Here is an 11,568-nt window from a genome sequence, read left to right as displayed (position 1 = left end):
AAAAGATCGCAGAACAGGGATTTAGATTTAATACCCCTAATCGGGGTCCCCGCTGGGGAACGAAGTTACCCCGTGGGGTGAGAAACTCACCCCCACCCTAACCCTCCCCCATCAAGGGGGAGGATAATTAAGGTACATTCCCTAAAGGTATCTGGAACACGCCAACGCTTCCACAAGGTGTCTATTTTGCACGGGTTTCAACCGAGGGTTACTCGGCACGCACAAAAGTCGTCGTGCTACGCTAACGGTCGGGTCCCCGCGCGGTCGTGGAACGGACGCGTGGGGTGGTAATCCCCCTTTAGTTCCCCCTTAGTAAGGGGGATTCAGGGGGATCAAAGGAATCAAGAAATAGCAGCTTAGACCTTTTTGTCATTGCGAGCAAGCCCAAGGCTTGCGTGGCTCCGAAGGGTGATCGAAGGGAACAATCTCATAATCAGACGGACTTCTCGTTGAGGGGAAGGAGTTTTCTCCGCGTAAATGCAGGAATCCGAAGCGGAATATGCCGTCGCTTTGCGATCCTTTCGTCGCAGGCGAAAGGGAGCATTAAAGATCGCCACCCTTCCCCGCCTCTGAACGAGGCGGACGGTCGGTCGCGATGACGGAGGGCAGTTGACACAATCCCTTATTTTATTATAGTTTCGTAACGGGCTTGGAGCAAATCCGGTTTTCGATAGTAGTAGGGGCCGACCTTCAGGTCGGCCCGTTTGATTAATAATGACTGCGGGTTAGTCTAACGCGAAGCGGACGTAAAGCGTCAACCCGGCCCCTACGTTTTACGGCATATAGTAAATTTGCCGTTTAAGAATGGGGCCTGTGTGGAGGGATTGTCTGTATCTGAAACAGAGGTTAGTTCAACAGCGCGTACAGGACGATGTTTATCCCCATGCGGAAGGCGTGCTCGCGAACGTCCGCTGGGTTGTTGTGAGCTACTGTCCAGCCGTCTGAGGGATTGGAGTTCACCGTGTAAAAGATAACCAGACGCCCGGCGTCAAAAAGCCCAAAGCCTTTGGGCGGTCCCTCAACGTGCTTGTGGGTCTGCGGCGGGCCGTTATCAAAATCGTAAAAGATGCGGTAGATGAGATGATCAAACGGCAGCTCCACAAGCTCTGAGTTTGGGAAAACCTCTGCGATCTCGGCACGAAAGCTTTCGTCCATCCCGTAGTCGTCGTCGGCATAAAGAAACCCGCCTGACCGCAGATACTCCCTCAGCCTCTCCCGCTCCGCCTTGGAGAAGGAGACCCTTCCGTGACCGGTCATGTAGAGGATAGGGTAGTTCTCGATCTCGCGATCCATCAACGTCAACACCTTCTGTTCCTCAGTTGCAAGGATACTTGTTCGCTCCGAGATCTCCTTGGCCAGGTTCGGCAGGGCGTCTGGATCGTTGTACCAGTCGCCGCCGCCGCCGTACTGCAGTCTTGCAAGTTGGATGGGGGAGAGCGCTGCCAGTAATAAAGCAAGGTAGTTCACACGCCGACAGCTACATCCAAGAGGCGGGTTACTATCGAGTATGGAATCCTCACGCATCCGATGTGGTTACGTTCTACGCCGTGGTAGTCCGAGCCTCCGGTGGGTATAAGCCGGTTCTTCAAGGCCAGTGCATAGAGATGATCCTCAAAACTTGGTGGATGTTCAGGATACCAGACCTCGATCCCGTCAAGGTATTCTAACGTGCGCTCGGCCGCGTTCTCGATGCGGTACATGCCGGGATGGGCAAGCACCGCCACCCCCTGGTGTTCGTGTGTGAACTCCACCGCCTCCGCCACAGAGAGCTTGGCCTTGGGAACGTAGGCCACACCATCCGGCCCGAGAAAACGACTGAACACCTCGTGGACGCTGCGGGCGGTTCCTTGAGCCATGAGCGCCTTGGCCACGTGCAACCGGCCTATTGACTTACCGGTAGAGAAGCGACGCACATCTGCAATGTCAAGACTTATACCCGCCTGGTTGAGGCGATCGATGATTTCAAAGACCCGTTCCTCACGCTTGGCCTGATACCACTCGAGCCTTTCCTCGAGCACGGTTTCGTTGCCTGGAGCAAAGTAGGCAAGCATGTGAATCTCTTTGCCCTCAAGATCGCATGAAAGCTCCACCCCTGAGATTACCTCAATACCAAGCTTTCTGCCTGTAAGCTTTCCCTCTCGAAGCCCGGCCACGGTGTCATGATCGGTGATAGCCATTGCTTTGAGGTTAGCTTTGCTTGCCATTCTTACCACCTCGGCCGGAGAATGCAAACCGTCTGAGTAGCTTGTATGTATGTGTAGGTCAGCGGATAAGCCTGTCACGAGCCGAGTTCTTTAGGGATAAGGTTAAGGTTTTTTGCCACCCGCTCTATGATAAACTCGTCTATATTTGGCTTGCGCTGGATGTAGCCCTCGATTAATGCGTTATCGCAGATGATGTTGACGAGCCTTGGGCGTCCACCGGAGAACGAGGCTACGGCATCCAGTGCCTTATCGGTGAAGATAGAATCCATATGTCCGGCGATCTGTAAGCGGTGCCGGATGTAGGCCTTCACGGCATCTGCGGTCAGGGGATTGAGGGTTACCCGTACGGCAACGCGCTGGTATAGGGCCGCGTTCTGCGCCAGGTTAACCTCAAGGTCAGGTAGACCCAAAAGGATAAAGGTAACCAGCTTATCACCCTCCGCGGTCTCAAGATTGATGAACCCTCTGATCTCTTCTAAGGTCTCGGGATCGTCAATCTTATTCGCCTCGTCTATGAATACCACCGCCTTGTTACCGGCATTATATATCTCGAATAGTCGATTCACTATCAGGGAAAACAACTCAGAGGCCTCATCGGGCAGGTATTCGATGTCGAAGAGGGTTGCGATCTTTTCTAAGAGCCCGCGTGGTCTGATCGAGTGGGTGAGGACCACCATGCCGATGTTGTAGCGTTCGTCTTCCGAGAGTTCGGCGAGTATGCGACGCGAAAGGGTCGTCTTGCCGGTTCCGATCTCACCCAAGAGAAGAGCAAGGCCTCTTCCGCGTTCAGCCGCGTGCAGGAGATACTCACGCGCCACTGCATGCTGGGGACTGTTGAAGTAGAAACGGGGATCGGGCTGAACCGCAAAGGGCTCATACTTGAGTCTGTAAAAGGTCTCGTAAGCCATCTTTAAACAAACTGGATCGGGTCTGCGGGTTTCTTCTTGCCTTTAGGGGTATCTTCCTCGGAGAGCCTTGGTACATCCTCAATTATCTTCACCCCTGGTTTTTTCTTTTTCTGCGTCTGTGACGCAAGGGTAGCAAGTTTCTCTCTTATCTTTTTCGCATCCTGCAGACGCCCCTGCTCCTCGTATGCCCCAGCAAGCGCTTTGAGCACCTCTTTCTTCAACTCCACCTCCCGCTCGGTGAAGCTTTCAGTCAAAAGGAAGGTAATCAATGTTTCTTTATCACCCGAATGTGCAAGCAGTGATAGGAGGTCATGCAGCTTCTTGACGGAAGGTTTCTGCAGGTAGTCGGATCGTTCCTCAAAGAAGGCCTCAGACCACAATCCCTCCTCGCGGAAGAAGGAGGCCAGTTCGCGCCTCTTTTTAAGTTCGGCCGGGGTGTGTTTTAACAGAGGCATAAGCGAAGCCAGAAACTCCTCGATACCTATGCTGGCCAGATCAATCCCCCCTTCTTCCACCTTGGGTTCTGCTTCCTCAGCAGGTGGTTGGGGTTCAACCTGGACCTCGCTTACCTCAGTGGTTGGTGTACGTTCAGGGGGCTCTGATGTGCTCTGCACTTTTTGCTCACCTTCGGGAGCCGATGGGGGAGGTGTCTCGGTTTCTTCGGGGGTAGTTATCCCTTGTGTAGAAGGTTCTTCGGGGGCGGGTTCTTCACCAGGAGCGGCTCCGAATCCCATCCTGGCAACCATCTCGTCTATGTTCTCACGAGAGCGTGGCTTAAGCTTTTCGAGCCCTCGTTTAGCGGCCTGGTTGTCATTGTCCAGTTCGAGTATCTTCTCATAAAGCTTTACGGCTTCTTCCTTATTCCCACGTTCCTCGTACATCTGGGCCGCCATAAGATACTCGGTTACTGCCTCGGACTTGAAGCCTATCTGCAAGAGTAGCCCTGCGAGTTCTACCTTGCCTTCAGGATCCAGACCTTCCTGTCTCATGACTCCTCATAAAGTTTGGTGTACTCCTTCTGTATCTGTGCCGCCTCGTCGTATCTCCCCTGACCCTGAAGGGTAAAGATAACGTTTTCCACTACTCGACGCACCTCGTCTTTCTGTCCCAGATGATCGAGTATCTTAGCCACTTTAAGTGCCAACTCAAGATTCTCCTCATCTATCGTTATCATCTTCTTTACGATGAAGGAGAGGGAACGAGGGTCGTTGCGCCTGCGGTAGAAGTCGAACTCACGCAGAAGGTAGTCGTAGGCTGCATGCACCAGTCCCATGGTTAGATAGAGATCGGCCCGTTGCAGACGGATATTTATGTCCTCGGGGTCTTTCTGGGCCAGACGCGCCGCGGCCGCGATCGCAAAAACAAAGTTTGAACGCTCCCGGGCCATACTCAACGCGTCTTTGAGCTTGGATGCACCCTCCTGGGTTTGCCCCTTGGCCAAAAAAAGCACCCCTTGAAAGTAGCTTAACTCCTCCGCGTCCGGGGCATAGGCTCCTTCCCGCTCAAGCATCATCCTGGCTTCGTTCAGGCGGCCCTCGCGCAGGGCATCACTCAGCGCCTTACGCACCTCACTCGTGAGCACAAACCACCTCGCCTCTTTTTATAACGGTGTGTATCGAGTTGCGGTTGAAGAGGTACAAAAGCTCCTCCCAGGTATCCATTTCAAGCAGCAGAAGATCGGCATACTTTCCGGGCGCTATTGAACCTATCTCATCGGCAAGCCCCAGGGCGCGGGCAGCGTTTATGGTGATGCCTTTAAGTGATTCCTCAAGGGTTAATCCATCCACGAGTGACCCGCACGCCGCAGCAAGGGGAAGGGTAAAGATGGTAGATGAACCCGGGTTGAAGTCCGTCGCCACAGCCATCGGCATCCCTAGTTCTCTCATTAACTCCACATTGGGTCTGGCTTCCTCCCTCAAGAAGAATGTGGTAGCTGGAAGAAGCACAGGTATCACACCTGCCTCGGCCATCGCTCGAACTCCCTCCTCGTTCGCCTTGATAAGATGCTCTGCAGAGATCGCACCAAGCTCCGCGGCAAGCCTGGCACCGCCTGTATCTTCTATCTCATCCACGTGAAGTTTGATACCTAAGCCAAGTTCGGCTGCTTTCTCAAGTATTTTGCGAGTTTCCTCGTTTGTGAACGCTATCGAGTCGCAGAACACATCCACGAACCTGGCAAGCCCCTTCTCCGCAACCTCGGGAAGCATCAAATCAATTACTTCCTCAACATACTCCTCGCGCGGCACATTCGGAGGAAAGGCATGAGCGCCAAGGAACGTGGGAACCAGCGTCTGGGTCACCTCCTGGGCCAGGCTGCGGATCACGGTAAGCTGCTTGAGCTCATCGGCCAGGCTAAGCCCGTAGCCCGACTTTATCTCAACTGTCGTAGTACCCCAGGCAAGCATCTCGCGAAGCCATTTGAGTCCCCCTTCATAAAGCTCCTCAAAGCTCGCGTGCCGGGTCGCCTTTACTGTCGAGAGTATCCCACCGCCTTTCCTTGCAATCTTCTCGTAGCTTGCACCCCCCATGCGTCTGCGGAACTCCTGCGCTCTTGATCCTGCAAACACAAGGTGCGTGTGGCAGTCCACAAAGCCGGGCATCACCACCATGCCTTCCGCATCAAGTACCTTCTCGGCGTCGCACCTCTCACCTTCCTGTACCGTGCAAACCTTTGAGATACGGCCTTCATGCAAAAGAACGCTTCCCTTCTCTATTACTCCCAGATTCTCACCCTCCATCGTTACTATCTGAGATGCGTTGCGTATGATGAGGTCGAAGATCACCCGAGCCTCTGCTTGAACCAGGTGTATGTTTCGCGGATACCGTGGGATAGGCTCACCTGAGGCTGCCAGCCCAGAGCGCTTCTGGCCCGGTTTGCATCCAGCACGGAACGAAACACCTCGCCCGCACGGGCGGCATCGTGGGAAACCTTAAGGGAACCTTCAAGCCTCTTGAACTCTGAAAACAGCTTGTTGATGCTGGTCTCAATCCCTGTGCCTATGTTGTATGTGCCGGGTTCGCCATCCACAGCCGCCAGGTTTGCTTGCGCTACGTCCTTAACGTAGACAAAGTCCCGGGTCTGCTCGCCTGTTCCGTAGATCACACACCCCTCACCCGAAAGTACCTTAAGTGAAAAGATACCCACCACGCCTGCCTCGCCGTGAGGGTCCTGACGCGGACCGTAGACGTTGGCGTAACGCAGAATCACAGGCTCTATCCGCTCTGCCGAGAAGAAGCGGACGTAGTGCTCAGCCGACGCTTTGGCGATGCCGTAGGGGGCAAGTGGGATAACCGGCGTGTCTTCGTTGGATGGGATAATCTCGGCATCGCCGTAGAGCGCGCCGCCGGTCGAGGCGAAGATAAATCTTTTCACCCCGTGTCTGGCCGATGCCTCAAGCAGATTGATGGTCCCCAAAATATTCTGCTCCGCGTCGAAGCAAGGCTCGCGCACCGAACGATTTACCGAGATCTGGGCCGCGTGGTGATTTACAATCTCAGGCTTGAACTCTGAAAAGGCCTTCTCTAACCCTTCCTTATCCGTGATATCAACCTCAAAGAAGCGGGACCCCTCAGGGAGATTCTCACGTCTACCTGACGAGAGATTGTCGAGGACTGCCACGGTATGAGAGGCTTCAATAAGCGCCTCTGCCACGTGGCTTCCAATAAATCCCGCCCCTCCTGTTACTAGAATCCTACTCATGGGAAGATTATAAAGGAATAGCTTCAAAAATCAAGACTTACACGTGCTCCTTTTGCCCTCCGGGCACGTGTGCCCCGCAGGGGTAAAAGATCGCAGACGAAAGAGGTGGAACCTATCGTATCAGGATAACCTTCTGCGTTGCTGATAAGCTATCGGACATCTCCCGGATGAAATACACCCCAGGCGAATAATCCTCGCCCCAGGTGATGGTGCCGGACGACGCGCCAGCGGAGGCGTGTATTTCGTCCACCTTCTGGCCTGAGGCGTCGAAGACGGCGGCTGAGAAGCCATGTGGGTAATTCGCATACCTCATCACAATCCGCTGACCGATGGGGGAGAGCATATCCACATGTGGCAAGGGTGATGTAGTGGATGTCTCTGATTCATGTATACTGTTAAATTGGTCGTACCGGATTTTATCAAGATAGATGGTGCATCCCTCTGGATTCTGGCTGTAATTGCTAACCCAGCAAAACCCCCCGATGACGTTGCTCAGATCCTTTCCCCGTATATGGATACCATATTCCTTCCATTCCTTTGTCAGGGTTATAACGCCTGTCGAATTCAGCTCTAGAGATCCAATACCTCCAACCTTAAATTCTGCCTTCTCTCCTCCCTCTTCGCCTCGTGCGCAGAAAAGAAAGGTATCCGCTGCAGAAAGGTCGTATCCAGGGAGGTCACCCCAGTTGTTCTCAGGGTATTGCCAATAAACTCCGGCCCATTCTGAGGAGGATTGAGGGATATATGTGATTTTTATGCAAGTTTTGCCAGAACAAGGATTCTCTAACCAAACCTCATCGAAAGTCTTTATCCCCTGTCGGTATCCCATCCAGCCCGAGGGTATGAAGTGATTCTCGCAAGACAAAGCGTCCTTATACACGTACCAGGGCATGGTGACTTTCCTGTCGCGTGCCGGTCTATCAATGCCCTCTTGAGCATCCTCAGGCACAAGGTCTTTCAGCAAGGGCTTTATCGAGTCGTCAGAGTAGTAGATGCCCCAATGAGCACCCACCTCTCCCTCAGATGTCACCTTATACTTCTCGTCGAACGCCTCGAAGTAGAAATATGGCATGTTTTCCTCTTCGGCAATTCGTTTTAAGCTATCCAGAAATATCCTTTGGTTCTCCTCGCTAGGCACAGCATCTCCACGAGGATCGCCCTCAGAGGGCCATCCCGTCTCTCCGATTATCACCTCCTTACCAGGGAACTGAACATTCAAATACTCCCATTTCTCCTTAACATAAGCTGCCGCATCATCAACTGCGATGTTTTCCCAGTAAGGATGGACATGAGCGAGAACGAAATCCACATTTTCCGCAAGGCTATCATCCCAAAGGCCCCATATCTCTGCCGTCGTTACCTCTAGACCCGTACTATCCCTGACCTCCTTGATATATTCGATCAGCTCCTCCTTTTTCAAATCTCCCCGCAGCAAAACCTCGTTACCCACTATAAGGCCCTTTACACAACTCAGATTCTCCTTCGCTAGCATGATCAATTCTTGAATTCTCATACTATCTAGCTTTCTCTGTCCTGAGATCCAAACCCCTGGGTAACAATCGAGGGTCTCTGCTTCACAGATGCGTGGTATTTCGCCCAAACTGCAGTCTATATTGTAGATGCGAATCGAATTTGTGAGGTTCTTAATAAAGTGGATGTCCTCTCTTATCTCCTCAACAGTGGGATAAAACGCCGGGGCTTCGTTGTCCCTGTAGGGTCCGTAGCAGACACCGGTAAACTTCAATGCACCCTCTACCCCATTGCTCCATGCAAGAAGCATTAGCGCGAACAGAGTTAAAAACTTCATTTTATTTTCCTCCTTTTATAAAATATAGTCCCAACTCTGGGCTTGTCAAGTATCTAATTAATTTCTCAAAAGATTTCACCCGTCCTCACCTTCTCAACACGCCAGATCCTCATCGTCCACACCTTGACATAGCGTCTCCGCAGGCTAGACTTACATCTATGAATACAATCTTGCTATCAATTTTGTTCGCTGCTGGGCTTTCAGCAAGCGAGCGTCTCGCTCAAGGGCCGATTATCCCCATGCCGTTGCATCCCGACATGGTAGAAGAGTTACGCGCCACAGGTGAACTTAAAAAGGTGGCCCAGGCCTGGAAGGCTTTCAATGCACAAGCAGCCCTCCACTCAATCCCCATGCCTGCAGAACCTGTGACCTCAGGTTCAGGTATAGCCATACTTGTGGATTTCTATGATAACAAGGCGGACACCTTCCATCACCCACCTGCTGCCTACGACACCCTGCTCTTCAGCGTAGGCCTCAAGAAGACCGGCAGCATGAAGGATTTTTACATCGAGAACTCCTACGGCCAGTTTGAGTTCTCAGGCGAGGTCTCCCCTTATCCTTCGAGCAGACGCGCCTGGCACCGTCTTGCTGGCAGCTACGACTATTGGTCAGAATACTACGGTTTTGAACACTCCGCTGAACTGGCCGAGGAGGCGGTCAAGGCGGCCGACCCTTACGTTGATTTCGCTCGCTTCGATAACGACGGCCCTGATGGTATCCCGAACTCAGGGGACGACGACGGTGCGATAGATGCGGTGTACGTTGTTCACGCCGGACCGGGATACGAGGAGAACCACTGCGGCAGGATTTGGTCTCACATGTCGGTAACGTACTACGAAACCAACGATGCGTCTGCAAACGGCGGGAAGATTCGACTTGAGCGCTACTCGGTTCAGCCCGAGGAACACTGTGCCGGCTCGCTCATCAACATTGGGGTTTTTGCTCACGAGTACGGTCATATCCTGGGATTGCCCGATCTTTACGACTACGACTACGATTCTCGAGGTGTAGGCCGCTGGAGCCTGATGGCCGGTGGTTCATGGAACGGCGGCGGTGCCTCGCCTGCCCATTTTGACGCCTGGTGCAAATCCAGGCTGGGATGGGTGCAGCCTGTTCGCGTAACCGATTACAAGATCAACGCGGAACTTGCGGCGGTAGAGTTTACCCCTGTAGTCTACCGTCTCTGGACAGATGGAGATACAGTGGGCAGGCAGTACTTCCTCGTTGAGAACCGCCGGAAGTTGGGTCTATTTGACGCTAAACTTCCCGGCGAAGGACTCCTCGTATATCACGTGGACGAGGCAAAACACAACAACAACAACCAGTATATACCCGGGGAGCACTCAGCGTATCATCACTACCGCGTGGCAGTCGAGCAGGCGGACGGGAAGTTTGATCTTGAACGCAACTTGAGCTCTGGGGATCCGGGCGATCCCTTCCCCGGCACATGGAGGCGCAGGGAGTTCTACACCCACCTGCCATATCCCACAAGCAGAGACTACTTTGAGGAAGATACGAGAGTCGGTGTGCTTGACATAACCGACTCTGACAGCGTGATATATGCCCATCTTGATGTGGGCAAGCATCTTCCATACTTCCGCTTGGTTTCAATCAGGCAGTCAGGCGGGGGCAACGCCAGGATCGAACCGGGCGAGAAGGGAACACTCGTGGTAACCATTGAAAATCTCTGGGGGGCTGCTGACAACGTAGAGGGTGAGCTGTTTGTCAACAGCAAAGCGGTAACCGTCACAAAACCTGAGGTTTCGTTTGGTGCGGTCGCCGAGGAGGGGGTTGCTTCCAACGCATCCGATCCGTTTACCCTGGCTCTCTCTCCCGAAGTCCCGGGTTGTCTTGAGACTGAAGCAAGGCTTACCCTGCGAGAAACAACGACCGGTTTCGAACAGACCTTCAGCTTTGCTCTGATGCTGGGCTGGCCAGGGCTGCTTGTGGTTAACGACGTTGCAGATGAGGGACTGAGCCTGATCTATGACGAGGTTCTGGACAACCTGGAAGTCCCCCATGAGCAGGCCACCGCAGAGGACCTGACATCGCTTGAGGATATGCTGCTCGCCCAAGGAACGCACGATTCGGTCCTTGTCTGGTTTACCGGCCAGGAAAGCGCTACCTTGAGTGAATCAGAAGAAGGACTCCTGCAGAACTTTCTTGCAAGTGGCGGTAAACTCGTCATTTCCAGCCAGAACCTGGGCGAGGACAGGACAGGCTCAAGTTTCTACCGCGACTTCCTGCACGCACAGTTTGAAACCCCGAATCAAAGCGAGATCGTAATCAATGGCGCCGGGAATAATCCCATTGTAGGGGAGGATGAGCTGGTGGCGGTCTCGGCCGCATATGGCACGTCAAAGGACGGTATCTCTGCCACCGGCGATGCGTTTCCCATCCTTCTCTACTCCGACGGCAACGCCGCTGCTATAGCTTTTGAGAACGACACATACCAGCTTGCATATCTTGCCTTTCCTTTCGAGGGGCTTACAGGGAATCCTTACATGGTGCTCTCCAAGGAGGCGTTCATGGGACGAGTTCTTCGCTGGTTCGGCTACGATCTGGGTATCGCGGAGCAGCCTTCCAGACCTTCTGTCTGGGGGATCGAGATACTGTCTCCGGTTGTTCGCGCCGGGGATGCAGCCGTTATGTACATATCACTTGCCGAGTCCCAGAAGGTAGAACTTGTCCTCTACGATGCTCTGGGGTGCAGGGTGAGCGGAAAATCGCTTGGAACCCTTAATCGAGGTAATCATGCGATCGAGATACCAACCAGCGCACTGTCCTCAGGTGTCTACTTCGTAGCCTTAAAGACCAGCCGCGGCTCTCACACCGCGCGCCTGGTGGTTGTGGATTAAAAACCATTCAGTGTAGCACTGACTCAGTGTGCCGCCGTTGGGTGTCCCAGACTGAGCCGAACCCGTAACACGCCTACGACGGCGTAAACAA

The 11,568-nt window shown here is 53.4% G+C and carries 9 protein-coding genes; 1 reads left to right on the top strand and 8 read right to left on the bottom strand.

The window, feature by feature from the left end:
- Positions 1 to 846: 846 nt before the first annotated feature.
- From CEE36_02690 to CEE36_02655, 8 genes are all read right to left on the bottom strand, one after another.
- On the bottom strand, positions 847 to 1,524 hold the full coding sequence (locus CEE36_02690; GenBank protein ID TKJ44043.1) for a hypothetical protein: 678 nt from the start codon (positions 1,522 to 1,524) through the stop codon (positions 847 to 849).
- On the bottom strand, positions 1,464 to 2,282 hold the full coding sequence (locus tag CEE36_02685; GenBank protein TKJ44042.1) for a hypothetical protein: 819 nt from the start codon (positions 2,280 to 2,282) through the stop codon (positions 1,464 to 1,466). Before CEE36_02685 ends, CEE36_02690 begins: the two co-directional genes overlap by 61 nt.
- Entirely contained in the window at positions 2,279 to 3,112 is an 834-nt protein-coding gene (locus CEE36_02680) for an AAA family ATPase (protein TKJ44041.1), read from the bottom strand. Before CEE36_02680 ends, CEE36_02685 begins: the two co-directional genes overlap by 4 nt.
- A 2-nt stretch (positions 3,113 to 3,114) precedes the next feature.
- Positions 3,115 to 4,101 (bottom strand): hypothetical protein, encoded by a 987-nt coding sequence (locus CEE36_02675; GenBank protein ID TKJ44040.1) that lies wholly within the window; start codon positions 4,099 to 4,101, stop codon positions 3,115 to 3,117.
- A complete protein-coding gene (locus CEE36_02670) occupies positions 4,098 to 4,694 on the bottom strand; it encodes a hypothetical protein (GenBank protein TKJ44039.1) in 597 nt (198 codons plus the stop codon). Before CEE36_02670 ends, CEE36_02675 begins: the two co-directional genes overlap by 4 nt.
- Positions 4,681 to 5,892 carry an imidazolonepropionase gene (locus CEE36_02665; GenBank protein TKJ44052.1) on the bottom strand — a complete coding sequence of 404 codons (1,212 nt, stop codon included), beginning with the start codon at positions 5,890 to 5,892 and terminating at the stop codon, positions 4,681 to 4,683. The genes CEE36_02670 and CEE36_02665 overlap by 14 nt, the downstream gene beginning before the upstream one ends.
- On the bottom strand, positions 5,892 to 6,812 hold the full coding sequence (locus tag CEE36_02660) for a UDP-glucose 4-epimerase (protein TKJ44051.1): 921 nt from the start codon (positions 6,810 to 6,812) through the stop codon (positions 5,892 to 5,894). The genes CEE36_02665 and CEE36_02660 overlap by 1 nt, the downstream gene beginning before the upstream one ends.
- Positions 6,813 to 6,924: 112 nt before the next feature.
- A complete protein-coding gene (locus CEE36_02655; GenBank protein TKJ44038.1) occupies positions 6,925 to 8,619 on the bottom strand; it encodes a hypothetical protein in 1,695 nt (564 codons plus the stop codon).
- On the opposite strand from CEE36_02655, the gene CEE36_02650 reads away from it, so the two are divergent.
- Complete coding sequence (locus CEE36_02650; GenBank protein TKJ44037.1) at positions 8,556 to 11,477, top strand: hypothetical protein; 2,922 nt, start codon at positions 8,556 to 8,558, stop codon at positions 11,475 to 11,477. The two genes, CEE36_02655 and CEE36_02650, sit on opposite strands and share 64 nt — an antisense overlap.
- The last annotated feature ends 91 nt before the right edge of the window (positions 11,478 to 11,568 follow it).

This window comes from candidate division TA06 bacterium B3_TA06, assembly GCA_005223075.1.
Classification (GTDB): Bacteria; Hydrothermota; Tepidihabitantia; order B3-TA06; family B3-TA06; genus B3-TA06.
This window is presented reverse-complemented; position numbering and strand designations above follow the sequence as displayed.

Bases quoted from the DNA above. Each gene is read 5' to 3' on its own strand.
- CEE36_02690 (TKJ44043.1), bottom strand. From the start codon at position 1,524: ATGCGTGAGGATTCCATACTCGATAGTAACCCGCCTCTTGGATGTAGC.
- CEE36_02680 (TKJ44041.1), bottom strand. From the start codon at position 3,112: ATGGCTTACGAGACCTTTTACAGACTCAAGTATGAGCCCTTTGCGGTT.
- CEE36_02675 (TKJ44040.1), bottom strand. From the start codon at position 4,101: ATGAGACAGGAAGGTCTGGATCCTGAAGGCAAGGTAGAACTCGCAGGG.
- CEE36_02660 (TKJ44051.1), bottom strand. From the start codon at position 6,812: ATGAGTAGGATTCTAGTAACAGGAGGGGCGGGATTTATTGGAAGCCAC.
- CEE36_02650 (TKJ44037.1), top strand. From the start codon at position 8,556: ATGCACCCTCTACCCCATTGCTCCATGCAAGAAGCATTAGCGCGAACA.
- CEE36_02655 (TKJ44038.1), bottom strand. From the start codon at position 8,619: ATGAAGTTTTTAACTCTGTTCGCGCTAATGCTTCTTGCATGGAGCAAT.